Genomic DNA, 25,677 nt, shown 5'->3' with positions numbered 1-25,677 from the left:
TATGCCTGAATGGTAAGGGAAATAGCGCGCCTTATGCAAATCGCTCGTACTTTTGGCCAAGGATTTGGTGTATGGCGGATTATTCGGCGGCTTCGATAAAGGTGAGGTGGGTATGGCAGCGTTTGCATAGATAACGGGTTTCACCACGTAACACTTTATTATGGCGACGGATGCTCAGCTTAACCGGACCGCAGGCACAGCGGTACTCAAAGTCTTTCCCTTTAACCGACTGAGTATCGAAACTGTGGGTGGTATTGGGGCTCACCTTAAACAGCTTGAGCATGATGGATTGCCACTCGCGGCCATGGGGCTTGGTTTTGCCAAAGAGTTGGAAACAGAGCAAATGGCTGATTTCGTGGGGCACTACTTCGGCTAAAAAGGCTTCGCTGTTTTCCCTGAGTAATACGGGATTAAAGCGCAGGCGATTCTGTTGCAAATGGGCCGTGCCCGCACTCCGTCCCCGCAGGGTAAATTGAGTCAGCGGCCGCGCAAATGGACGCTTAAAGTAGATTTCCGCCTGCTGGTAACAGTCTTCGATGCGTACCAAGATTTGTTGCTGCAGGGGTGTCAGTGGCTTTGGCTGGCGTTGTGGCGTGGCCGAGTTAGCCGCCGTTGCTGAGGTGATACTCGTGGATGAGATGGTTTTACGGCGCAGGCTATTGAGTAGGGATCTCGGGTTAAACATAGACTTAGGCGTTAACTCTTATTTTGCAAAGCATCAATTAAACAACTCATCTAGCTATCGCACGACATCTATTACGATTTGCTGAGTTCAAAGCTCACATGCTCAGAGCCCTCATTCAAGGCGACTTGCAAGCGTTCGCATCATAACGAACGCTTGCTGACAATGCCAGTATTGCGACTGTTACAGGCTCGCTGCGGCCTGCATCACCATAGTACGCACTTGCTCGACGATGGCTTGTTCAGTGGCATTGTCGTAGCCCTTCACCCTTGGAGTGTGGATATGGCCGACCTTGGCAGGGCTGTTGAACTTTTGCTGTAACACAATGGCGCGATAAGAAATCTCGTTTGAGAGATACCCACCGCCAGAACCTTCGACCGAGGTTTCATTTTGCAGCTCGCTTAGGGAGCTGGCATTAAATTCGCCGCGCGCTAGTGTGGTCACTGTATGGTTGTCGTTGACTTTCCATTGGCCGTCTTTGACCTGCATGGCGGCGACGGGCAGTGAAAACTCAACAAACTCAGGGCCGATAAAGTCTTTACCATTGAGTTTGGGGGCGACAGGCGCGGTTTTGCTTCCGCCTGTGTACAGATTTTGGTTATCAGGTGCGGCGGCGCTACGGTTACGGCCGGGGAAGCGTTCAATATCAAAGTCACTGCGGCCCATGCTGACGGTAAAGACAAACTGGGTTTTAGGATCGCGATAAATCGGGCTAAGTAGTGACTCGATAATGCCTTGGTCAAAATCCTCGAAGCGCACTGGGATCATCGCGGTTTCGATTTGGGCTTTTTTGCCGTTGATATCAAACCTAAAACCATCGAGGGCGAGGGCGACCAAGCCTGAAGGATTGCTCTGGCTGATGTCTTTATCGAGGAAGAAAGGGTCGAATCCTGTCAGGAAGATTTTTATCTGCACATCATCGCCGTATTGGATATCGCTAAAACCGCGTGATGCCTTTTCGACGGCGCTGGCTAAAATATTCTGTTGCCAATCGGCCATTTTGAAATTGGCACTATTGCTCTTGATGCTATTTAACATTGAGAGCCGAGCCCAGTAGAGGGATCTGTCGTCAAAGTGCCCTGACTGCACATCACGCACCGCCTGTTGCCACAGTCTATGCCCCTGACGAGCGGCAAGTTGGGTTGCATCGCGTTCATTCTTCTGTGCGGAAAGCTGAGTCGCCAAGCCTTCGTCCAAGGCTTGATAGCGGTTGACCACTTCTGCCATGGTTTTTTCTGCAGTGGGAATGCGGGAAACTTCCACATCTCCTAGGAGTTGTACTGCACCTGCGGTTTGCGCCACTGTGCTGGCGAGGATAAAAACGAGGCTGGGCTTTAACATTGGCGTTTCCTTTTTATTTTAATCACTTATTTTGCTGGAAAAGGGCGATGTTCCTAAGGCGTTTGGGTTTGCTTCATCCTAGAGAGGATGTAACTTATGCCAAAAAGTCACAATGATTGTTTTGAGTATAAGAGTTTACCTAGAGTGATTCGAGGATCTTATTCCTGTTTTGCATATTGAGGTCGGAGCGCGGGCGTTAATCTGTGTTGAGTGGCGAGAAACGCGGGCATAAGTGCCTGCCTTATTTTTGCCACAATTGGTCAGCAGTTTGCTAGGGAAAGCCCGCCAAGACGGTGCTACTCTTAGCGCCTCATTTTTATGGATTTATTGCATTAGGCAAGGGGACATTATGCGTGCGTTAGCCTTATCGGCTGTGTTGATGGTGACAACGATGATTGGCATGCCTGCGGTGGCAAAGGAGTGGCAAGAGAACAAGAGTTGGAATGCTCACTTTAGCGAACATAAAACCCAAGGCGTGGTTGTGCTTTGGAACGAGAATACACAGCAGGGTTTTACTAACGATCTTAAACGGGCAAACCAAGCATTTTTACCGGCATCGACCTTTAAGATCCCAAACAGTTTAATTGCCTTGGACTTAGGTGTGGTTAAGGATGAGCATCAAGTCTTTAAATGGGATGGACAGACGCGAGATATCGCCGCATGGAATCGCGACCATGATTTAATCACCGCGATGAAGTATTCGGTTGTGCCTGTTTATCAAGAATTTGCCCGCCAAATTGGCGAGGCCCGTATGAGTAAAATGCTGCACGCCTTCGATTATGGCAATGAGGATATCTCGGGCAATTTGGACAGTTTTTGGCTCGATGGTGGCATTCGGATTTCGGCCATCCAGCAAATCGAATTTTTACGCAAGCTGTACCACAACAAGTTGCATGTCTCGGAGCGTAGTCAGCGTATCGTTAAACAAGCCATGCTGACCGAGGCGAATGCTGATTATATTATTCGGGCGAAAACCGGTTATTCAGTCAGAATTGAGCCGAAAATCGGTTGGTGGGTGGGTTGGGTCGAACTCGATGATAATGTGTGGTTCTTCGCGACCAATATGGATATGCCAACTTCGGATGGTTTAGGACTGCGTCAAACCATCACTAAAGAAGTGTTGAAGCAGGAAAAAATTATTCCCTAGAAGTGGTTAGCGGCGCACTTTAGTGAAATAGCCGTCATATAAGCTGTAAAGTTATATGGACAAATGCTCATGCTTGGTGTGCTTCAACCTAATGGCTCATATTTCATTCGGTCAGGCCCCATCGACTTAAGCTTCGCGCGTTAACCGTCAGCCTGAGCATTAGCATTTTATTTCTAAACGTAAAAAGCCTAGCCGATTCGCTAGGCTTTTTTGTTATCCCTGAAAATAGGTGCTCACAATGGTGGTGTGAGTAAAGGAGTGGCGTTGTTAAAAAAGGAGAAGACAAGCGTCTAGCCCATCAAGGATTGCAGGCTTTCTTGGCTACTAAAGCGTTTGACGAAAAAGTCCAAGAAGGCACTGATATTAGTGGCTAATTGGCGGCGGCTGGAATACACCCCGTAGACCTTAAAGGGCTCAATTGGCCATTCTTGCAGTATGGGCACCAGTTGACCATTCGCCAATTCCGTCTTGCAGGCGGAGTTAGACAGCATAGCAATGCCAAAGTCATCGAGGGCTAACTGTTTGACCATTATCGGGCTATTAACCCTGACCTTACGTTGAAAATTCACCATGGTCTTACGCGCGCCTTTACCTAGGGGCCAAATGGGCGCGGAGCGTGATGTCCCGAGTAAGATGCCACTGTGCTCGCTTAATTCCTTTGGCGTTGCAGGCGTGCCTCGGGCTTTTAAATAGGCAGGGCTTGCCACGAGAATGGGTTGGCGCTCGAACAGTAATCTTGCAACAAGATCAGAGGATTGCAGTGGCCCATATTTGATAGCTATGTCATATCCTTCACCCACTAAACCGATATCGTTGTCGGTAAACTGGACATCCAATTCCACATTGGGATATAAACGCATGAATCCGCTACAGAGGTTAGCGATTAATTCTTGGCTAAAAGAGACTGGAATAGCTATCCGTAATGATCCTGACACATCATCATGGGTACTCTCGATAACCGCCTTGGCCGCTTCCACCTCATTGCGAATGGAATCACAGTGTTGATAAAAGAGGGCCCCGACTTGAGTCAGGCTTAAGTTGCGGGTGTCGCGTTGTAATAATCGCACGCCAAGTTCTTCTTCGAGCTGCGCGATTTTGCGACTTATGGTGGATTTTGGGTGGCCGGTTTCACGTGCAGCTTGGGAGAATCCCTTCGCTCTAACTACGGCTGCAAATAGCATCATACCGTTTAAATCTGGCATGTTTTTCCCACTGTCTCATATTTGGAACATAGCGTCTTATGCAGTTTAATGGCATTTGGCGGGATAACAAAGTTATATTTATTGGCTAAAAATTTTCAGAGGCTAAAGCAGAGGATCTTTTGATGACCAGCAATAATCAGCCCACACACATGACTCAAGCCCAAACGCCCGATCCGCTTTTTTTACAAGCCGAGCATTTGGCAAAAGATTTTTCTCTGTTTCCTAAACACAGTAAACAGAGCTTATCAGATGAAATTAAAGGTCTTTTAAACGATGACGCCATTCAGTCAAATTTAAAAGACTTGGCATCTTTAGATGTCGATGGTTACGTCGCAAAAGTGATCCAGCCGACCCAAGATAAAGGTCGTCCTGGTGCAAAACGTATCATTGCTGACCTAAAAGGTCGCTTGATTACCGAAACTCACTTGGGTTCTTTCTACAGCGCTGAGGTCGAGCTGAATTTCGGTTCACGCACTCGTCGTATCGGTTTTATTGCCCAAGAGCGTACTACGGCTAACGGCGCGTGGATGCCAGAGCATCACTATGCAGCCTGTAAAGCGATTCGTCATTTCGCCGAATTGTCTATGCCTATCGTTTACCTCATCGACACCCCAGGGGCCGATGCGGGCGAAGTGGCCAACAGCCAAAACCAAGCCCATTCTATTTCTAAGGCGATCGCTGAGAGTGCCAACGTTGACGTGCCAACAGTCGGTATCGTTATCGGTGCGGGTTACTCGGGCGGCGCGATTCCATTAGCGGCGGCTAACATCCTGTTATCGCTGCGCGATGGTATTTTCAACACGATTCAGCCACAAGGTCTGCAGAGTATTGCGCGTAAGTACAACCTTTCATGGCAGGAATGTGCTAAGTCTGTGGGCGTGTCTCCAGAAGAGCTTTACACTGCGGGTTGTATCGATGGCATCATCGATTTCTCTCCAGGTGACCGTGACGAGCGTCAGCACAACTTACGCCGCGCTATTATCAGCAGTATCGAAGCTGTTGAACGTGCAGCCATCAACTTTGTGCGTGAATCTAAAGATTTACGTGAGCACTATGACCGCAGTCTAGCGCGCTTCCTCAGCCCATCTAAAAACCTGATGGCGTTAGAGTTAAACGCAGAATTGGCCGTGGCAACTAGCCCAACCAACCATCACAACCTGTTTGGTAGTGCTTACCGTTACCTGCGTTATTTAACGCTGCGTAGCCGCATTCATTCAATCTCTCAGGAGCAATACGGACGTTTGTCACGTGTTAGCGTGCCTGAAGGTGACTTGTTAGCTCGTATCCAGCAAGAGCAAGACCGTGTATTCCAAGCTTGGTTATCAAGCCCAGATAAGCTGGTTTACGATGAAGATCTAAACAAGCTGTGGGCGAACTTTATTGCTAAGCGCGATGAAGTGTCTACCGAGCGTAACATGCTGACTCGTTTGATTTTGGGTGAACCAAAAGAGAACTACAAAAAAGCACGTAAGGCGCTGCTATTTAACATCGGTTGGTCTTTATATCACCGCTGGAAGAGCAACGCGGCAAACAACTTCAAGGGCTTAATCCAGCACCTTGAAAATCTGCCAAAATCAGTGACTCAAGCCAAGTGGCCTGAACTGAATCAACTGACTGTGCTCGATGTGGTTGTGAATGACGAGCTGCGTGAAGACTTCATTTGGCAATGTCATAACATCCTGATCTTTAACTCACTGTACGACAACGTTGTGGGCAGCTTAGCGTCTATCGCGAAAGAAGCCATGATGTCTAAGAGCCTGTCTCGTAACTCTGTGAACAACCTGCTGCACAAGTCAATTGACCATGCGCTGTCGACTCAGGATACCGCTAACGACAAGGCGAAATTCTACAAGTGGCTTAAGTACTTTATGGGCCAATCTAACCGTGCTGACTTATTGGTGCGTGTAGAGCAGTGGAAGAGTGTGGGCTTCCCACAACTTAACGACAGTTTATTCGTTATCCTGACTTACTTCTTCGAGCGTTTACTGCCTGAATACTTCGACAGTGAAAGCGATAACAGCAAGTACACTGGCGCGATTAACCCTGTGCGTATTGGTCGTCGTAAGGACTTCTGGAACCGCTTGACCATGGGTTATCAGGACTTACTGATCCAAAAAGTATTACGTGACGAAAAACGTACCGGCAAGATGACCTGGGAAAATGTGATTAAGCAATTCTTCACTCACTTTGAAGAAATCAATGGCGACAAGATGTCGGCTAACTTGCTTAACTTCCCTGGTTTCCGTCTCTCAATCGAAGATGCGTTAGACAAAGGCATTCGTCCTTGCGGTCTGATCACGGGTATTGCTGACTTTAAAGAAAAAGGTCAAAAAGTCCGTGTGGGTGTGGCAGTGTCTAACACCGCATTCCAAGCGGGAGCCTTCGATATGGCGAGTGCTGAGAAATTCTCTGCGCTGCTGATCGAGTGTGCTAAGCGTAAGCTACCTGTTGTTTGCTTTATCAGCTCAGGCGGTATGCAGACTAAAGAAGGTGCTGCGGCACTGTTCTCAATGGCTGTTGTGAACGACCGTATCACTCGTTTTATCCGTGATAACGAATTGCCAGTACTGATGTTCGGTTTTGGTGACTGTACCGGCGGTGCACAGGCGAGTTTCGTGACTCACCCATTAGTGCAAACTTATTACCTGTCTGGTACTAACATGCCATTCGCGGGTCAAATGGTGGTTCCAGCTTACTTGCCTTCGACTTCGACACTGTCTAACTACTTGTCGAAAGTACCAGGTGCAATGGCGGGCTTAGTCCACAACCCATTCAGCGAAACCTTAGATAATCAATTGGCGAGCATCGATCCTCTGATGCCAATGCCAACGGCGAAGATCAATGACGTGATCATCAACGCCCTATCAACACTGGTTGTTGAAGCGCCTGTTGAAGAAGAAGTGATTGTTCAAAACGATCCACGTAAGTTAATGAAACCAATTAACAAAGTATTGGTTCATGCCCGTGGTTGTACCGCGGTTAAGTTGATCCGTAAGGCTCACGATAACGATATCAATGTGGTATTAGTGGCGTCAGATCCTGACATGACCGCCGTACCTGCGGATATGCTGAAAGATTCAGACAAGTTAGTCTGCTTAGGGGGTAACACCTCTGACGAAAGTTACCTGAACGCTTACTCAGTACTGAAAGTTGCCGAATACGAGCAAGTTGATGCACTGCACCCAGGTATCGGCTTCCTGTCTGAAAGCCCACAATTTGCGGCATTGTGTGTGAACAATGGGGTTAACTTCGTTGGTCCTAGCGTGCATTCAATGACGACTATGGGTAACAAGTCGAACGCGATTAAGACTTCACAAAGCCAAAACGTACCAGTAGTACCAGGTTCACACGGTATTCTGACGAACGCTGAGCAAGCGGTGAACGTGGCCAATGAAATTGGTTACCCAGTGCTGCTTAAAGCGGTACAAGGTGGTGGCGGTAAAGGTATCCAGGTCGTTAAACGTCCTGAGGATATGATTGGTTTATTCCAAAAAACCTCTACCGAAGCGGCTGCGGCCTTTGGTAACGGCGACCTGTACTTAGAGAAATATGTCACCTCACTGCGTCATATCGAAGTGCAGTTACTGCGTGACAAGTTCGGTAATGCCAAGGTGTTAGGTTTACGTGACTGTTCGGTTCAACGTAACAACCAGAAAGTGGTTGAAGAATCTGGCTCAACTATGCTGCCGGATGAACTGAAGAAACAAGTACTGGATTACACCCGTGCATTAGGTGATGCGACCGATTACATGGGCGCAGGTACAGTTGAGTTCATCTATAACTTAGATGCGAACGAAGTGTACTTCATGGAAATGAACACCCGTCTGCAGGTTGAGCATCCAGTGACGGAAGCGACTTCGGGTATCGATATCGTAAGTGCGCAGTTTGATATCGCAGCAGGCCGTTCAATCGAGAACCTTGAGCCGAAGGAAATCGGTTACGCAATGGAAGTACGTGTGACTGCTGAGAAAGCGGCGCTCGACAGCCAAGGCGTACTGCAACTGGTGCCAAATCCAGGCAAGATCACTGAGTGTGTATTCCCAGATCATCCCGATGTGGAAATCATCTCAATCGCTGCCGAAGGTAAAGAAGTATCGCCATACTACGACAGCTTAATTGCCCAGGTGATTATGCGCGGTGAAAACCGTGAAGACGTGATTGCGAAACTGCATGCTTACTTAGACAGCGTAGTGCTGAAGGGTATCGCGACTAACATCCCGTTACTGAAGCTGATTTTAAGTGACGGTACCTTCAAAGAAGGCGTATACGACACTAACTACCTGCCACGTTTCATGGCTGAGCTCGACATTCCTGCGCTGATCGCTGAAATGGAAGCTGCTGCCGAAACCGTGGGTGTAGACACTGAGTCACTGCGTGTTGGTGAAAGTAACGAGCTGAAAGTATTAGCCCAAGGTGCAGGTATCTTCTATACCTCTCCAGCGCCAGGCGAACCTGATTTCGTGAAAGAAGGTGATATTGTGACTGCAGATCAGACGCTTGCGTTAACTGAAGCGATGAAGATGTTCTCACAAGTGAACTTAGCCGGCTTCAACCGTCAAGGCGCTGTGCTGTACCCTGAAGATAAGAAGTATCGCATCGAGCGTATTCTGAACAGCAATGGTCAGCAAGTATCTCAAGGTGACTTACTCTTCGTGGTATCGCCTGTAGAAGATTAATCAGTAAAGCAGTCTGCTTAAACGTAAGCGGTTAATAAACCCCACATACCAATAATACCAATACTTTGACATAGTGCCTTTTTCATCGGAGGCACTATGAACCAAGAGCAAAAGCGCGCCCATTGGGCAACAGTTGTTGAGCAACAAAAACAAAGCACGCTTTCCATCAAGCAATTCTGTGCAGACAGCGGCATCAGTTATCAAACCTTCTACTATTGGTCTAAGCGATTGCGTTCTCCTGACGCAACGCAAACACTTCAGCCTATTATTTTCAATGAATATGAAGAGACGAAGGCTGAGTCGGTGATCATTACTTTTGCCAATGGTATTCGCGCTGAATTACCAACAACACTGAGTACCGCTCAGATCAAACACTGGGTGGATGCCTTGCAATGACTCCCTCCGGCAAGGTCTTTCTGGTCTCCGGTGTCACCGACATGCGAAAGTCTATCGATGGTCTGTCGCTCATTGTCGCCGAACAACTCGACATGGACCCGTTCAGCGAGGCCTGGTTTATATTCTGTAATCGCGGACGCGATAAACTCAAAATCTTGTTTTGGGATACCAACGGGTTTTGGCTTTACTATCGCCGTTTGGAGAACGGTACCTTCAAATGGCCTCGCCCGAATTCCCAGGGCGTGATTGTCATTAGCAAACCGCAACTTCACTGGTTGCTCTCTGGGCTGTCACTCGAGAACAACAAAGCCCATCGGCCTTTAAATGGGCTAGAAGTGTGATGCTAGACACTGATCGTAATTTTGCACTTGAACGATCCTTTTTAACCGTCACACTGGGCACCATACAATGCTGTAGATGATGCCCAGTGACCGACTACCCCGATGATATAGAACAACTCAAGGCCATGCTTCTTGCCAAGGATGCATTGTTGCAGGCCAAAGAGGAGGAAGTCGCCGCCCTCAAAACGCAGGTGCAATTGCTCGTTGAGCAGCTCAACCTCAGCAAATCCAAACGCTTCGCTGCCCAAAGCGAAAAAGTCGCCAAAGGAACGTTCAACGAAGCTGAACAGCAAAACGCGTTGCCTTCCTCACCTAAAGAGCGCAGAAAAACGGGTCGTAAACCGCTGCCTGCTGACCTTGAACGCGAGGTGCAAACCCATACCTTAAATGCGCCGTATTGCGACTGCTGTGATGCGCCTTTACATGAATGCGGTAAGGAAATCAGCGAAACCCTGAAAATCCTACCTCAGCGAGTGAGTGTCATTCGCCATGAGCGCACCAAATATGCTTGTCGCCACTGCGAGCAAACAGCCGAAACCAGCAAAGTGGTCACAGCTCCAAAACCGGCGAGTATGCTCCCTAAAAGCCTTGGCAGTGCCGAGGCCTTCGCCGCCGTGGTCACCGCCAAATACGTCGATGCACTGCCGCTCTACCGTCAGGTAGATATCCTGAACCGCTCGGGTATAGATATTAGTCGCGCCACCTTGGCCAACTGGTGTGTGCAGCTTGGCAGTAAAGTGCAGGTCATTATCGATGCAATGAAAGCGCAGCTCCTAAAAGAATCCCTCATCTGCGCCGATGAAACCACGGTGCAAGTGCTCAGAGAAGAAGACAGACAGGCCCAGTCCAAATCCTATATGTGGGTTTATCGCAGCGGCGAGTTCACCCCCAATCCCGTCGTCATCTACGACTATCACCCCAGCCGAGCAGGCGCTTGTGTGCGCGAATTCCTTGGTGATTACCATGGTTATCTGTTGTCAGATGGTTACAGTGCGTATGACACGGTAGACGGTGTCACTCAAGCCGCGTGCATGGCGCATGTGCGCCGCAAGTTCACCGATGCTCAAAAGGCATCCCCTTCGAAAAAGGCAGGGAAACCCGAAAAGGCCCTGGCCTTTATCGCCAAACTGTATGGGATAGAAAAGCGAGCCAAAACGCTGTCGGCCGAAGCCCGCCAACAGCTGAGGATGCAAGAAAGCCTCCCCATATTGAATGACTTCAAAGCGTGGCTCGATAGCCTGAATGTGCTGCCCAAAGGAGCATTAGGCCAGGCCATCACCTACACCAAGAATCAGTGGCCTAAGCTGCTGACCTACCTGGAAGATGGACATATCAGCATCGACAACAATGTGACAGAGCGGGATATCCGGCCGTTCACGACGGGGCGAAAAAACTGGATGTTCTCAACGTCAGTCGGTGGTGCGAAAGCCAGTGCCAATCTGTATAGCTTGGTCATGACGTGTCGGGCGAATGACATCAACCCCTATTATTACTTCCGGCACCTGTTCACGGAGTTGCCAAAGCGTTCAATCGCCGATGATATGTCGGATCTGATGCCATGGAATGTTGATCTCAGTGGAATTGAGTAGGGCTTCACTGGTTCATTAACCGCTTACGCTTAAACGTAATACCCGCCAATTGGCGGGTATTTTTTTATCCTAATGAATGTTGCATAGACAAACCCTTAGGCTATTTCCATACTCAAATTAGGGCTTATTGGTATTATCTTAATATCGCGTATACACTTTTTTGACTTTGTCTGATTGATAGCGGGTCGAATCGAGAGGTGCCATGGGTTGCAGATACTGGGTTTTACTCCTTTGTTTATGCTCTCCATTATCTGGGAATGCCGAGCGTTTGGCCTCAACTTACCTCAATGCTGCTGAAGAGGCTAACCATGCTACCCAGTTGGTGCGTTATTGCGTCGACCCCGATTGGTTGCCCTACGAAGCGATTCGTGATGGCCAGCACGTGGGGATTTCGTCGGATTATATTCGATATATCGAAGCCCACTCGTCGTTAAAGTTCAGCTTGGTTCCCACGACATCTTGGACACAAACCTTGCATTTTCTGCAAACGGGGCGCTGCGATTTAACCCCGTTACTCAATAAGACGGCGACTCGAGAGCAGTTTTTACATTTCAGCCATGTGTATTTTCGCTCCCCCAATGTTTTAGTGTCGCTCAAGGAGCAACCCTTTTTACAGGGCTTTGAAAACATCGGTTCACGCACCTTGGCAGTGCCCGATGGCTATCGTCTTGCCGAGTATATTCAGCATTACTATCCCAATGTTCACACCATTAAAGTGGCGAGCGAGCCTGCGGGGCTTGAGGCCGTGCTTGAGAAAAAAGTTGATCTCTTTGTCGGCTCGATGTTTTCGGTCAATGCCTATATTCAGCAGACGGGCTTTAATCATCTTAAAATTGCCGGCTGGGGCGGCCCTGAGGATGAACTGCGGGTCGGAGTGAGCTTGGGGCATGAGGCGTTGCTGCCGATCATCAATCAGGTATTGGATAATGTGGACGAACTGGAGCGGATCCGGATTTATCAGAAGTGGAACAATATCACCATTATCGATGAAACTAACTATCTGCTTATCTATCAGGTCATTGCTGGCACTCTGTTGGTGATATTTTTACTCGCGACTCGCACTTATGTTATCAGCCGTTACAATCGACGTTTAACCGATAAAAACCAGCAACTTGAGGTTTTACGTTTGCAATTAGAGCAAAGTAATGCCGAGCTTGAATTTTTATCCACCCATGACCCACTCACTAAACTCTACAATCGGCATTACTTTAACCGCCAGTTTGTTCACGAACATCGCGCCGCTGTCTCCATAGATGGCGCTATTTGTCTGGTGATGTTAGATATCGATTTTTTTAAAGAGATCAATGACACCTTAGGCCATGCGATTGGGGATAAAATTTTAATGGAGTTGTCTTCGGTGTTGCAGCACTGCGTGCGCGAAAGCGATGTGGTGGCGCGCTGGGGCGGGGAAGAGTTTGTGATCCTCTGCCATCAAACATCGCTTGATGCCGTTAAATCATTGTGTCAGCGGATAGCTCACGCCATCAAAGATTATCATTTCAGTGGTGATGTGCGGCTCACCTGTAGTTTTGGGATTGCCAAACTTGCGGTCAATGAGCCCATGCAGTCATGTTTTGAACGGGCAGATAAGGCGCTATATCAGGCTAAAGCGTTGGGACGGGACCAAATTTGTGTGGATGAGACGCACCTCTAGTGCGTGCCGAGCGTGGTGAATAGACTGTATTCCTCAGTACATAGCGGATTTTATTCAGAAATCGGCTATTTATCCTAGAAAACCTGCGTCATCGAACCGATTTTAACGGGAATATTGCCCATAGGCGCATCGTCTGAGGGCTGGATTTTTGCGATTAATGAACCGTTAAAGCATGGAAAAACATCAATATCAGCAAAACCACGCTTATTTTTAAGGTTTTTAGTAATTGATTGATAAATGAGCTAAAAATTTTTATTTAATTGTTTTCACATATTTTTCTTATTTTTTTTTAATTTTTTCCGCGACTTTATCGTGAAAAATTGCAAGAGCCATTTGCGAAGAGCGGGGTTCCAATTTACAATATGCGCCTAAAATAATCTGATGTGCGGTGTGTCGGTGGTTTGTCGCATACTCCGTCTACTTCTTAAACTAATCATTAAAGTTGAATCATGACCGAATTATCCAAATACAGAAACATTGGTATCTTCGCTCACGTTGACGCGGGTAAAACCACGACCACCGAGCGTATTCTTAAGCTAACTGGTAGAATTCACAAAGCTGGTGAAACCCACGACGGTGAATCTACAACAGATTTCATGGTTCAGGAAGCTGAGCGCGGTATTACTATTCAATCAGCAGCAGTAAGCTGTTTCTGGAAAGATCACCGTTTCAACGTTATTGATACCCCTGGGCACGTTGACTTCACAGTTGAAGTTTACCGTTCTCTGAAGGTTCTTGACGGCGGTATCGCTGTATTCTGTGGTTCTGGTGGTGTTGAGCCGCAATCAGAAACTAACTGGCGCTATGCTAACGAATCTGAAGTTGCTCGTATCATCTTCGTAAACAAGTTAGACCGTATGGGTGCTGACTTTTTACGCGTTGTGAAGCAGACTAAAGACGTTTTAGCTGCTACACCATTGGTTATGGTTCTGCCAATCGGTATTGAAGATGAGTTTAAAGGTGTTGTTGACCTGTTAACTCGCCAAGCTTACGTGTGGGATGAAACTGGTTTACCAGAAAACTACTCTATCCAAGAGATCCCTGCTGACATGGTTGACTTAGTTGAAGAATACCGTGAACAGCTAATCGAAACGGCTGTTGAGCAAGATGACGATCTGCTGGAAGCTTACATGGAAGGCGAAGAGCCATCTATTGAAGACCTGAAGCGTTGTATCCGTAAGGGTACTCGTACTATGGCATTCTTCCCAACATTCTGTGGTTCAGCGTTTAAGAACAAAGGTATGCAACTGGTTTTAGACGCGGTTGTTGACTACCTGCCAGCACCAAACGAAGTTGATCCACAACCTTTAACTGACGAAGAAGGCAACGAAACTGGCGAATACGCAATCGTTTCTGCTGACGAGTCTTTAAAAGCATTAGCGTTCAAGATCATGGACGACCGTTTCGGCGCCCTGACCTTCGTACGTATTTACTCTGGTCGTCTGAAGAAAGGTGACACCATTCTTAACAGTGCAACTGGTAAGACTGAGCGTATCGGCCGTATGTGCGAAATGCTTGCAAACGATCGTATCGAAATTGAAGCAGCTGAAGCTGGTGACATTATCGCTATCGTGGGTATGAAGAACGTACAAACTGGTCACACTCTGTGTGATGTTAAGCACCCATGTACTCTGGAAGCCATGGTGTTCCCAGAGCCAGTTATCTCTATCGCAGTAGCGCCAAAAGATAAAGGCGGCAGCGAGAAGATGGCTATCGCTATCGGTAAGATGATCGCTGAAGATCCATCATTCCGCGTAGAAACTGACGAAGATTCAGGTGAAACCATCCTTAAAGGTATGGGTGAACTGCACTTAGACATTAAAGTGGACATCCTGAAGCGTACTTACGGTGTTGAGCTGATCGTGGGTGAACCACAAGTAGCATACCGTGAAACCATTACTCAAATGGTTGAAGACCAATACACCCACAAGAAACAATCTGGTGGTTCTGGTCAATTCGGTAAGATCGAATACATCATCCGCCCAGGTGAGCCAAACTCTGGCTTCGTGTTCAAGTCTTCAGTTGTTGGTGGTAACGTTCCTAAGGAATACTGGCCAGCAGTTGAGAAAGGCTTCGCGAGCATGATGAACACTGGTACTATCGCTGGCTTCCCAGTGTTAGACGTTGAGTTCGAACTGACTGACGGTGCTTACCACGCAGTTGACTCTTCAGCAATCGCGTTCGAAATCGCTGCTAAAGCGGCATTCCGTCAGTCTATTGCTAAAGCTAAACCACAACTGCTTGAGCCAATCATGAAAGTTGACGTGTTCAGCCCAGAAGACAACGTGGGTGACGTAATCGGTGACTTAAACCGTCGTCGAGGCATGATCAAAGACCAAGTTGCTGGTGTAACTGGTGTTCGCGTTAAGGCTGACGTTCCGTTATCAGAAATGTTCGGTTACATCGGTACTCTGCGTACAATGACTTCTGGCCGTGGTCAGTTCTCTATGGAGTTCTCACACTACAGCCCATGTCCAAACAGCGTTGCGGACAAAGTTGTTGAGCAAGTTAAAGAGCGTAAAGCTGCTGAAGCTAAGAAGTAATTCTTAACCTTCTAAGTTAACTTCTCAAATAAAGACCGCTGCTAAGCCTAGACTAGCAGCGGTTTTTTTATGGGTGAAATTTAAGAATAAACATAGTGAAGCCTAAGGCTTAGTCCAAGTCCAAGCCTTGAAGGGGTTATTTAACGCAGTGCTTTCTGTTTACTCAATTCCAGTAACGCATTGGCCGCAGGAGTTAAAGGCAGATTTTGTCGCCAGATAAGGGCTAAATCCCAGGTCATCGCCGGTTGCATAGGTCTAAACACTAACTTGCTGGTACTGAGTTTTTGGCAAATAGGTTCGGGTAAAATGGCCAGTCCCATATCGGCCTCGACCATGGCGGCGAGAAAGTCCCATTGACCACTTCGAAACGCGATATTGAGTTGCACTCCCGCCTTACGACTCAGGCGATTGATTAGCTTAGCCAAGGAAAAATCTTCGTTGTAGAGAATAAAGGGATAGGGCTCAAAATCCTGCCAGCTGAGGTGTGATTTAGCGGTAAGTGGATGCCCATCGGGCAAACAAGCGAGTAGGGGATATTTGGTCAAAGGTTGGTTAACCAGCTCGGTCTCATGGGTGGTTGGCAGCGCAGTAAAGGCGATGTCTAAGCTGTTATTCAGCAGCGCTTGTTCACAACCAAACCCGCCGTATTCATACATTTGTAGTTCAACGCCGGGATAGCGTTTCCGGTAACTGGTAAGCAGCCCGATAATTAAACTGCTCATCATAGGGCAGACGCCTAATCTTAATCGTCCCGTCTTTAGTCCGCTTAAGTTGCTCATGTCCTCCTGCAATCTATGCCATTGCCCGAGAATTTCCCGCGCGCTGTGCTCAAACAGTTGTCCCGCTTGGGTCAGCTCAACCTTTTGATTGTTACGTATCAGCAGCGTCTCTCCTAAGCTCTCTTCGAGCCTTTGGATGATCTTGCTGAGCGTCGGCTGGGTGATAAAGCATTTTTCCGCGGCTCGAGTGAAGTTTTCCGTTTCGACGAGGATCAGAAAACATTGCAAGGTCTTGATTGGAATATTCATGCTTAAATGGAATCCATTGTATGGCGTTAATTCATTTTACTGATGATGGCCTAAGTATTACTTTGAGCTCGTTAACAGAAAAGGGGAATTACCAATGAAATCCACATCGAGTTTATGGGTAGGTGCTTTGTGGCAGGCGGCGATGCCTGAAGCAAAGAATGTGCAAACAGCTAAAGCGGTGCAAACTAGATTAACGGCTCCAGCGGGTGATTTGCATAAAGCAAAACAACAAGTAAACCCAGCCTAGGCTGGGTTTTTACTTTTAGGTCGTTTCTTGTTTGTATCCTATTACCGCCAGTTTTCTTTCTTCACTCCTATCTTATTGCACGGTTGTTTAGTCCTTGCATTTCACTTTCTGCGTCTAACTCTTCAGTATTAGCTGCGCTCTTAACACTATGCTTTAAACACTTAGCGGGCAAAGCTTTGAGGTGTTATTGCTGAAAATAAAAAGCCACTGGCTTAGCAGTGGCTTTTGTGGGCAGGGAAGTGCTGTGTTATTGATTTGAGAACTTGTTCTCGACTAAAGGCGCTTTGTTTTCTGCCTGTGCAACATGGCACTGGGTGCAGAAATAGTTATGGCCATTGAGCGTGCCCCTATCGTCGATAACGTGGGATTTTGCCACTGGCGTAGCCTTCATCCGTGGGGCTTTATCCCAGCTGTGGCAGGTTAAACAGCCATTCTTATCCATAGTGATTTTGTAATCATCCTTATGGGGAATGAGTGGCGGTTGATCGGTAAAGCTGCGCTCTAACGCCTTGCCCCGACTTGGGTAGACGGGCATGGCATCGGCGGGGCGAATATCCGTTACCGCGCTATCGCCGGCGAGGGATTTAATGTTTACGGGTGTGGCTTGCGTGTCTGCTTGTTGGCCTGAGCAGCCGCCGATGGCTAATACAATCGCAGCTAAGGTGAGTATTTTTTTCATTGGTCATTCTCCGCCTTGGGGGCAATGTGTTGACGAATTGGTGAAGTGGTTGATGGCGACTGACAATCGGTCGAATCGCCTGGACTAAGTTGAGCCTGAGTGGCCGTAAAGCGTGTTTGATAGCGAAATACGCGTTGTGCGCAGACATCGATACAGCGGCCGCATTGGGTGCAGTCTGGGCTAGTGATCACCGGGTTTTGTCCTTTTAACGCCGGCTTTAATACCTGGCGCTCTGGGCAAACGCTAAAACAGTCCATGCAGTTATCACAGGCACTGGCTTTGCTGGCGACGATTTTGATGGGGCTCCATTTGCCGATTAAGCCAAACAGGGCGCCTGTTGGACACAGGTGACCACACCAAGCGCGCTCGGCGATAAACAGATCCAGCAGAAATATCGCCGCTAAGATCCATAAACCACTGAGACTGCCAAATAACACGGCGCGATAGACTAAGGGGACTGGGTTAACCCATTCCCAAATCAAGTTGCCCGTGAGCAGTGGCAATAACAGCACGAGTGCCAGCAGGTAATAACGTAAATTGCGCGGTAACTCGCTGGTGCGAGGAAGATTCAATTTACGTCTGAGCCAGCTTGCGGCATCGGTAACCAGATTGACTGGACACACCCAACTGCAAAACACCCGGCCACCGGCGAGGGCATAAAACAGTATGACCAAAGCTGCGCCTATCAATAGACTAAGCTCGGGAATATGCCCGCTTGCCAGCATTTGTAAGCTCACCAGTGGATCGGCAAAGGGAATGGTATCGAGCAGTAAACTGGCCGATAAATTTCCCTTAAATAGCCAAACTCCCAGAAGTGGCCCCAGTGCAAATAGGCCTAATAAGCCTAATTGCACTGCGCGGCGTAGCAGCAAATATTTGTGTGCGCCAAACCATCCGAGTTCAGCAATGGCTGCGGCATGTTCGCCTTGCATGTGAGCCTTAGCTTTTGAGTTCACCGTCTGGTTATTCATAGACTTGTTACTCATAACGTCAGCCCCTTATTCAACATCTCTAAGGTGGTTTCCTCGGTGTTGATATAAGTGTCATGCGCCGCCGCTTTACCGAGCGCCAGAGCGGTCGGTAACACCTTAATCGCGGCCGTGTCGAGCACACAGGCATGCTCGCATTTACCGCAACCCGTGCAGGAATCGCTGTTGACTGTGGGTAAAAACATGGCGTGGTGATCGCTATGTTGATTGCGTTGGCGTTCTAAGGTGATGGCGTTGTCGATTAACGGACAAACCCGATAACAGACGTCACAACGTAATCCCTTAAAGTTCAGGCAATTTTTCTCATCTATCAGTACCGCAACCCCCATCTTAGCATCGCTAATTTGCTCAAGTTGAGGATCAAGCGCGCCCGATGGGCAGGCTTTGATGCAGGGAATGTCCTCACACATTTCGCAGGGAATGCGTCTTGCGGTAAAGAATGGCGTGCCAGTGGCGGCGCCATCAAACCAGCGTGCCAGTGATAGGGTGTCGTAGGGGCAAGCCTCGACACACAAACCGCAACGCACACAGGCGGAGAGAAAATCACTTTCTTCAAGGGCTCCCGGCGGTCTGCAAGCTTGGGGGGCGAGTTGGCCTTGGCTTTTTGCCGTGGCCGTCAAGCCTAATCCCACGAGCCCCATCACGCAGCCAGCCTTAGCCGTCGTGGCCAAAAACTGGCGACGGTTGACTTGCTTGACTGTGAATGGACTCTTCACTTGCTGACTCACCTTAGCACTCCTTAATCGCTTTCAAATACGCTTATCGCTATCAAATGAGGGCTTAGGCCTTCATCACTTTTACGGGACACTTCTTAAAGTCAGTTTCTTTTGACAGTGGATCGGTCGCATCCAGAATCAACTTGTTAACTAACTGACGCGCATCGAAGAAGGGCATAAACACCACGCCGCGTGGCGGTTTGTTACGGCCTTTGGTTTCGACACGGGTTTTGACCTCACCACGGGGAGAAGCAACTAGCACTTCATCACCACGTTGCAGACCTCGGGCCTTAGCGTCTTCAGGATGCATAAAGATTTGTGCATCGGGGTAAGCGCGGTACAGCTCAGGTACACGGGCGGTCATCGAACCTGTATGCCAGTGTTCGAGTACACGGCCGGTAGACATCCACAGATCGTATTCTTCATTTGGCTCTTCTGCCGCAGGCTCGTAGGGCAGGGCGAAAATCACCGCTTTGCCATCGGGTTTACCGTAGAACTTGTAGCCTTCACCTGCCTTCACATAAGGATCGCTACCTTCAACGAAGCGGCGCAGGGTTTCTTTACCTTCGACCACTGGCCAGCGTAGGCCGCGGGTTTCGTGATAACGGTCAAAATCGGCTAAGTCATGGCCATGGCCGCGACCGAAGGCGGCGTATTCTTCGAAAATGCCTTTTTGTAGATAGAAACCAAAGTGCGCGCTTTCATCGTTTAAGTCGCCCTTACAATCTGTGGTTGGGAACTTGTTGATGACACCGTTGGCAAACAGCACTTCATAAAGCGTTTTGTCAGCATATTCTGGTTGTTTAGCGATAAGCTCAGCAGGCCATACTTCAGACACTTTGAAGCGTTTTGAGAACTCGACTAATTGCCATAGATCCGACTTAGCCCCTTCAGGCGCTTTGACCTGTTGATGCCACATATGGGTACGGCGCTCGGCGTTACCGTAGGCACCTTCTTTCTCTACCCACATGGCCGTGGGCAGAATAAGGTCGGCAGCCATGGCGGTGACGGTTGGGTATGGATCGGATACCACGATAAAGTTTTCTGGGTTACGGAAACCGGGGTAAATTTCATCGTTGATATTCGGGCCCGCCTGCATATTGTTGGTACACATGGTCCAATAGCAGTTGAGCTTGCCGTCTTTGAGCATACGGCTTTGCAGCACGGCATGGAAGCCAGGTTTTGGCGGAATGGTGCCTTCAGGTACCTGCCATACTTTTTCTGTGATGGCGCGGTGTTTATCGTTGGCCACTTCCATATCCGCAGGTAAGCGGTGGGCGAAGGTACCGACTTCACGGGCAGTACCACAGGCCGAAGGTTGACCCGTTAATGAGAATGGGCTGTTGCCTGGAGTGGCGATTTTACCAGTGAGTAAGTGGATGTTGTAGAGCATGTTGTTTGCCCACACGCCACGAACGTGTTGGTTGATCCCCATGGTCCACAGACTCATGACTTTGACCTTAGGATCGGCATAGGCCTTAGCTAAGGTTTCTAATTTTTCAGGCTCTACACCACTCATTTTCGCCGCATATTCCAGCGTGTAAGTGCTGACGAACTTAGCGTATTCTTCGAAGCTGATAGGGCTAGACTTACCATTGCCTGGGTTTTTGGCTTTCTTCTCTAACGGATGATCTGGACGCAGACCATAACCGATATCATCTACACCGAGGGCAAACTTAGTATGTTTAGTCACAAAGTCGGTATTCACGGCTTTGTGTTGAATGATGTAGTTAGCGATAAAGTTGAGGATCACTAAGTCTGACTGTGGACGGAACACCATAGGGTTGTCCGCTAAGTCGAAGCTGCGGTTCTCGAAGGTGGATAGCACGTGTACGCGGCAGTCTTTGTGACTTAAACGGCGGTCGGATAAGCGAGCCCAGAGGATCGGGTGCATCTCGGCCATGTTGGCGCCCCAGAGCACAAATTGGTCGGCAGCTTCTAAGTCATCGTAACAGCCCATCGGCTCGTCGATACCGAAGGTACGCATAAAGCCACCTACGGCCGATGCCATACAGTGGCGGGCGTTAGGGTCGATATTATTGGTTAAGAATCCGGCCTTATGTAATTTAGAGGCGGCATAACCTTCCCAGATGGTCCATTGGCCCGAGCCGAACATACCGACAGAGGTAGGGCCCTTAGTGGCGATGCTGTGTTTCCACTTAGCGGCCATAGTATCGAAGGCGACATCCCAGCTTACTGGGGTAAACTCGCCTTCTTTGTGGTATTTGCCGTCTTTCATGCGTAGTAATGGCGTGGTTAATCTGTCCTTGCCGTACATGATTTTCGACAGGAAGTAGCCCTTAATACAGTTCAAACCACGGTTTACTGGGCTTTCAGGATCGCCCTTAGTGGCGACGACTTTACCCGCTTTGGTTCCGACTAATACGCTACAACCCACACCGCAAAAACGGCAGGGGGCTTTATCCCACTTAATGCTATCTGACTCGGCGGCTTCGACCATTTTCACGGGAAGCGTGACGCCAACGGCCGTGGCAGCGGCAACCGCTGCGTTAGCCTTGAGAAACTCGCGGCGGCTAATGCTCATAGTGTTTCCTCACTCTCTTGTTCTAAGGGTTCTACTTGGTGGTAAATCAAACTGGCGGATAACACGCCGGACAGGGCATTGATGGCTTCAACATTGTCGAGAATGGCTTTTTGGCTATTGCCTTCGAGGGTAATAACGAACTTGCCCTCGGGGGAAATGGCGTGGATATCGCAGCCCTTTAATGCGGCAATATCGGCCTCAACCTGTTGTAAGGCATAAGGGGCGGCATGTACCACAAGACTGGTGACATGGTATTCCTGACTCATAGCGGTACCTTTATCTTGAGATTCATTCAGTTGTTTTCGATAAACATCGCGACAACTCAATGTGGATAACTGTGAGTCTAGACCTGATAAAAAATGTGGGTATACCTCGCAAGAGGTATTGGCGGGGATAGTCGATCGGGATCAAAGTTTTGCGCGTGATCTAACTCTCAGTTTGAAATTTACACAATCCCTATCCCTTTGGAGAGGGAGCCAGCGAGTAAGTTAAGCGTGAGCATTGGCTCTATAAATATTGCCATTGCTTGAGCAGGATGACTGCGGGATTAGCATTACCTTCGCCTAAGTCGGCAGCGCCTAAGGCATTGTCATAATGGATTTTTCCATTTCCGGTCGCTGTGATGGATTTGCCCCTCACCGAGCCGAAAATCTCTGGGCCGCCGGGGAGATTAACCTTAGATTTGGGGGCGTAGAGCGCGGCATAAATTGGCACATTACCGCTGACGGTGACATCCTTATCCGAGCCAGAAAAAATAGACAGTGGCGGCTTGTTGCTATCGGTCAGGGTTTGTCCCTTAATGTTGTTACCGTTGTTTGTCCCCGCCGTAAAGGCGACTTCACCGCCCACAAACAGTGTAAGGCTAGAGCCCGGGGCAATATTTAGCTGATTCGAACCACTCATCTTAAAGTCACCATTGACTATCAGGGTGACATCGCCGCCACTGATATTGAGCACCCCATCGGCACTCATGACTAAGCTGTCGAGGTTAAATACTGGGGTGTCACTACCGAAGATGTTTTCTGACGTGGGGGTAAGGCTCGGGAAATAATCACCTTTCCAGCCGAGTTCGGTCTTACTCGACCCCGATGGCGTGATAGTGACATTGGCGTTTGAATCAATCCTGCGCGCGCCGTTATTTGGCATCTTAAAGCCGCCCATCACAGCGCCAATATCCAATGGGTCGCAGGATTTTGTCGGCACGGGTGGCACATTAGGGCGCGCGTTGACTAGGTTGCCAATTTGGCTGTCTTGATGAAAGTTGCCGTCGCCACCATATTGCAATGTGCCATTTACCTGGGCTTTGGGCGCCGTGGCGGCATTATTATTGGCTTTGACCGAACCTTCCACCGTGCCGCTGTTGGCCAAGTTAAAGTTATTGCCCGCCGCGACATTCCCGCCTATGGTCCCAGTGCCCAGGGTGACATCATTATTGGCTTGAATGCTGCCGTGGATATCCGACGAACCGGTGAGGGTGACGCTGCCCGTGGCGCTGACATCGCCGTAAATTGGCGCGTTGCCCGTGAGCGTAATATTGGCATTGGGCTCAATGGTCGTGACATTGCCTTTGCCATGCTGATTAAGCTCACTGCCTCCTTGGCCATTACTGATGCTATCGCCATAGGCGCCTTTGCGGGAATCGTAGCCATCGATGCTACTGCTACCGGTAAGGTTTAAGCTTTCGCAGGACACAATCGCATCATTGAAAATCGTATTTCCGTGACTGCCCTGCAGTGTGAACTGGGCGTTGAGTTTGGCCTCACCCTCTAAATGATTGCCACGACTGTCGAGGCTAAGATCGGCCCCGGCGATTTGACCGTTTTCGAGGGCATAACTGCTGCCTTCGAGGCTGCCATCGGCTTCGGCGGGGAGTTGCTCATAAAGGGTTTGCAGGCCTTGATTGGGCGCACGCTGCAGCTGAGTCTTGAGTTGGTTGTAACTCTCGTGCATTCCCTGTTCGGCGAGTAGCTGCGCATTGACCTGCTTGTGAAAGTTACCACTCAGTCGCTCTTGTACTAGGTTATCCCTGAGGGACGTGACCACCAGCAAACTCGCTAACAGACTGAAGACTAAGACGATAAGCAGTACCGCGCCATGTTCCTTATTGCCTAGAGCTGGTCTTAGATTGTCCATTATGGCTTCCTTGCTTTATGGGTTCTGTTGGCTGTTGAGGGCTTGTTGCCATAGGGATTTACGCAGGGCGATATCGAGCTGGATCCCTTGGCCATATTGCGCGGGGAGTTTTTCGGGCTTGAGTACTACAGTCACCAGTTCGCCATTAAGTGCAAAACGGGTCGATTCTAGCCCTGTGAGTAACACCTGAGCGCCATCGCCGTCGTCGCAGCTCAGATTGGGGGCGTCAAAACGGTAGGTTTCGTTGTAATCGCTGGTTTTGCTGGTTCCTAGGCAAGTTAAACTCGGCTGGGCTGGGGATGCTGCAACTGCGAGCACTAACTCATTCGCGCTGAGGGATACGATATTTGATGCACGTTTGACGCTCTTGCTAAGGCTGAGGGTGGCGTATCTCAGCGCATCGGCAGCGTTTTCGAGGCGTTTACTTTCTTCAACAGTGGCCTTGAGCGGGGCGAAAAAGTTGACCACGGCCAGCATAATAATCAGCCCAAGCACCATAGCGATCATCAGCTCTGATAAGCTAAATCCCGCTTGCTGTTTTTTCGCGCTTAAGGACATAGCTACACCTGACATAAGTGCGGAAAGCTGGCGTTGAGGCTCACACTGTTATTGTCCTCAATGCGGCCGTCCTGCCAAGTCACAGTGATGGGCATAGTGTCTTGATAAGTGTTCGGTAGCACTAAGGTGTAACCGCTGGGGATATCTTGGCTAAGACTGGCCCTAAAATTGACATCCTCAAAGCGTGCGGGTTGGCGCTGAATATCGCAGATCCTCGGCCAGATCCTTTCAATGGCATTCTGCGCTTGAATGGTGGCGACCGTATACTGGAAGCTATTGGTCGCATGCTGCAATGAAGATAACTGAGCTTTGCCGAGCGACAGTAGCGAAGTGACCGAAACCACTAATGAAATCAGCACTTCGGTCATGGTAAAGCCTTGTTGTTTCTCACTCAGTGTGACTATGCGCATGCCGCCTCCTGTAAATAACTTTGCCCGCTTGGCAATATGCACAGATTGAGCGTTTCGCCTTGGGTGTTTTCGAGGCTCATCTGGGTTTTGGTGGTGTTGCCTGTCGCATTGATATTGAGGGTGTTAAAACCATCGATGCTGACGCCGCGGTTAGATGGGCTAAAGACCTTAAGTTGTTCCTGATTGCTGATAACTAGCCAGCGTCCATCTTCTGTCGCTTCCAGAGTCACCGCCTGATTGCGTTTGATGGCTTCGCCACGGGCGAATTTATAACTGGAGATCAGTTCATTCGCCGTGCTGGTGAGGCTTTCTCTGGCGATCAGATCCCGATAGGAAGGCAGGGCGATGCTCGCCAAGATGCCTATGATGGCAATAGCGACCAGTAATTCGACTAAGGTAAACCCTGCTTTAGTGTGACTTACCATCTTAGTGGGTCCAGCAATGGGTTGCAGGGGCGCGTACACCTTTATGGTCGAGGCTTAAGGTGCCGCAGGAATCCGACTGACGACTGGTGGGGACGGCCTTGAGGCTAAAACCTAATTTATCCGCCGTGGGCGTGTAGCTAAAACGGTAATAGGCACTGTTGGTTAAACTCTGCGAAGCGGGATACAGGCCGTTGCGGGAATAATGGCGCTCTAGCGCTTGGGCGCTACTGACGAGATATTGCTGCGCATCGAAGCGTCGGCCTTGTTTCAAGTACTCATTAAACGAAGGAATCGCAATGGCGGCAAGAATGCCAATAATGGCGACGGCGATCATCAGTTCAATCAGGGTAAACCCTTTACGTAAAGCGCTCATTCA

At 48.9% G+C, this 25,677-nt stretch carries 22 protein-coding genes; 8 read left to right on the top strand and 14 right to left on the bottom strand.

What is annotated here, in order from left to right; genetic code table 11:
* Positions 1–79: 79 nt before the first annotated feature.
* Together N7386_RS17830 and N7386_RS17825 are read right to left on the bottom strand one after the other, a co-directional pair.
* Entirely contained in the window at positions 80–685 is a 606-nt protein-coding gene (locus N7386_RS17830) for a SprT family zinc-dependent metalloprotease (RefSeq protein ID WP_279770096.1), read from the bottom strand.
* A 180-nt stretch (positions 686–865) separates the two neighbouring features.
* Positions 866–2,023, bottom strand: coding sequence for a hypothetical protein (locus tag N7386_RS17825; protein WP_279770094.1), 1,158 nt, complete (start codon positions 2,021–2,023; stop codon positions 866–868).
* 349 nt (positions 2,024–2,372) lie between these two features.
* Between N7386_RS17825 and blaOXA the strand changes: the two genes are divergently transcribed.
* On the top strand, positions 2,373–3,170 hold the full coding sequence (blaOXA, locus tag N7386_RS17820; protein ID WP_279770093.1) for an OXA-48 family class D beta-lactamase: 798 nt from the start codon (positions 2,373–2,375) through the stop codon (positions 3,168–3,170).
* A gap of 290 nt (positions 3,171–3,460) precedes the next feature.
* Here the strand turns inward: blaOXA and N7386_RS17815 are convergent, their stop codons facing one another.
* Positions 3,461–4,372, bottom strand: a complete 912-nt coding sequence (locus tag N7386_RS17815; protein ID WP_011621492.1) for a LysR family transcriptional regulator — start codon at positions 4,370–4,372, stop codon at positions 3,461–3,463.
* Positions 4,373–4,494: 122 nt separating this feature from the next.
* On the opposite strand from N7386_RS17815, the gene N7386_RS17810 reads away from it, so the two are divergent.
* The 6 genes from N7386_RS17810 (at position 4,495) to fusA (ending at position 15,571) form a co-directional block, all read left to right on the top strand.
* Positions 4,495–9,048, top strand: a complete 4,554-nt coding sequence (locus N7386_RS17810; protein WP_279770091.1) for a biotin carboxylase N-terminal domain-containing protein — start codon at positions 4,495–4,497, stop codon at positions 9,046–9,048.
* A 96-nt stretch (positions 9,049–9,144) separates the two neighbouring features.
* Positions 9,145–9,444 carry a hypothetical protein gene (locus N7386_RS17805; protein WP_088585869.1) on the top strand — a complete coding sequence of 100 codons (300 nt, stop codon included), beginning with the start codon at positions 9,145–9,147 and terminating at the stop codon, positions 9,442–9,444.
* Positions 9,441–9,785 (top strand): IS66 family insertion sequence element accessory protein TnpB, encoded by a 345-nt coding sequence (gene tnpB / locus N7386_RS17800; protein WP_088585868.1) that lies wholly within the window; start codon positions 9,441–9,443, stop codon positions 9,783–9,785. Before N7386_RS17805 ends, tnpB begins: the two co-directional genes overlap by 4 nt.
* A gap of 86 nt (positions 9,786–9,871) precedes the next feature.
* Complete coding sequence (locus N7386_RS17795; protein ID WP_088585867.1) at positions 9,872–11,374, top strand: IS66 family transposase; 1,503 nt, start codon at positions 9,872–9,874, stop codon at positions 11,372–11,374.
* 202 nt (positions 11,375–11,576) lie between these two features.
* Complete coding sequence (locus N7386_RS17790; RefSeq protein ID WP_279770086.1) at positions 11,577–13,028, top strand: diguanylate cyclase; 1,452 nt, start codon at positions 11,577–11,579, stop codon at positions 13,026–13,028.
* A 449-nt stretch (positions 13,029–13,477) separates the two neighbouring features.
* Entirely contained in the window at positions 13,478–15,571 is a 2,094-nt protein-coding gene (fusA, locus tag N7386_RS17785; protein ID WP_279770084.1) for an elongation factor G, read from the top strand.
* Between the two features lie 140 nt (positions 15,572–15,711).
* On the opposite strand, the gene N7386_RS17780 is transcribed toward fusA, so the two are convergent.
* The gene (locus tag N7386_RS17780; protein WP_088210210.1) at positions 15,712–16,599 is read right to left on the bottom strand and encodes a LysR family transcriptional regulator; all 888 of its coding nucleotides are present in this window, start codon (positions 16,597–16,599) and stop codon (positions 15,712–15,714) included.
* A gap of 94 nt (positions 16,600–16,693) precedes the next feature.
* Between N7386_RS17780 and N7386_RS17775 the strand changes: the two genes are divergently transcribed.
* Positions 16,694–16,846, top strand: a complete 153-nt coding sequence (locus tag N7386_RS17775) for a hypothetical protein (RefSeq protein WP_011627178.1) — start codon at positions 16,694–16,696, stop codon at positions 16,844–16,846.
* 247 nt (positions 16,847–17,093) lie between these two features.
* Here N7386_RS17775 and napB read toward each other — a convergent pair whose 3' ends face one another.
* The 10 genes from napB to N7386_RS17725 all read right to left on the bottom strand — a co-directional run bounded on the left by napB (position 17,094) and on the right by N7386_RS17725 (position 25,674).
* A complete protein-coding gene (napB, locus tag N7386_RS17770; RefSeq protein WP_279770080.1) occupies positions 17,094–17,525 on the bottom strand; it encodes a nitrate reductase cytochrome c-type subunit NapB in 432 nt (143 codons plus the stop codon).
* Positions 17,522–18,511, bottom strand: a complete 990-nt coding sequence (gene napH, locus N7386_RS17765) for a quinol dehydrogenase ferredoxin subunit NapH (RefSeq protein ID WP_279770078.1) — start codon at positions 18,509–18,511, stop codon at positions 17,522–17,524. Before napH ends, napB begins: the two co-directional genes overlap by 4 nt.
* Complete coding sequence (napG, locus tag N7386_RS17760; RefSeq protein ID WP_279770076.1) at positions 18,508–19,242, bottom strand: ferredoxin-type protein NapG; 735 nt, start codon at positions 19,240–19,242, stop codon at positions 18,508–18,510. The genes napH and napG overlap by 4 nt, the downstream gene beginning before the upstream one ends.
* A 52-nt stretch (positions 19,243–19,294) precedes the next feature.
* Positions 19,295–21,775: a nitrate reductase catalytic subunit NapA gene (gene napA / locus N7386_RS17755; protein ID WP_220056483.1), complete on the bottom strand. Its 2,481-nt coding sequence runs from the start codon at positions 21,773–21,775 to the stop codon at positions 19,295–19,297.
* A complete protein-coding gene (locus N7386_RS17750; protein ID WP_011718223.1) occupies positions 21,772–22,041 on the bottom strand; it encodes a chaperone NapD in 270 nt (89 codons plus the stop codon). The genes napA and N7386_RS17750 overlap by 4 nt, the downstream gene beginning before the upstream one ends.
* 241 nt (positions 22,042–22,282) lie before the next feature.
* The gene (locus tag N7386_RS17745; protein WP_279770072.1) at positions 22,283–23,908 is read right to left on the bottom strand and encodes a collagen-binding domain-containing protein; all 1,626 of its coding nucleotides are present in this window, start codon (positions 23,906–23,908) and stop codon (positions 22,283–22,285) included.
* A 15-nt stretch (positions 23,909–23,923) separates the two neighbouring features.
* The gene (locus tag N7386_RS17740; protein WP_279770070.1) at positions 23,924–24,466 is read right to left on the bottom strand and encodes a prepilin-type N-terminal cleavage/methylation domain-containing protein; all 543 of its coding nucleotides are present in this window, start codon (positions 24,464–24,466) and stop codon (positions 23,924–23,926) included.
* A gap of 2 nt (positions 24,467–24,468) precedes the next feature.
* A complete protein-coding gene (locus N7386_RS17735; RefSeq protein ID WP_279770068.1) occupies positions 24,469–24,876 on the bottom strand; it encodes a prepilin-type N-terminal cleavage/methylation domain-containing protein in 408 nt (135 codons plus the stop codon).
* Positions 24,867–25,301, bottom strand: coding sequence for a GspH/FimT family pseudopilin (locus N7386_RS17730; protein WP_279770066.1), 435 nt, complete (start codon positions 25,299–25,301; stop codon positions 24,867–24,869). Before N7386_RS17730 ends, N7386_RS17735 begins: the two co-directional genes overlap by 10 nt.
* A 1-nt stretch (position 25,302) precedes the next feature.
* Positions 25,303–25,674: a type IV pilin protein gene (locus N7386_RS17725; protein WP_279770065.1), complete on the bottom strand. Its 372-nt coding sequence runs from the start codon at positions 25,672–25,674 to the stop codon at positions 25,303–25,305.
* Positions 25,675–25,677: the final 3 nt, after the last annotated feature.

This window comes from Shewanella sp. GD04112, from assembly GCF_029835735.1.
Lineage (GTDB): Bacteria > Pseudomonadota > Gammaproteobacteria > Enterobacterales > Shewanellaceae > Shewanella.
Note: the sequence above shows the minus strand (reverse complement) of the source record. Positions and strands in the feature narration are given on the sequence as shown.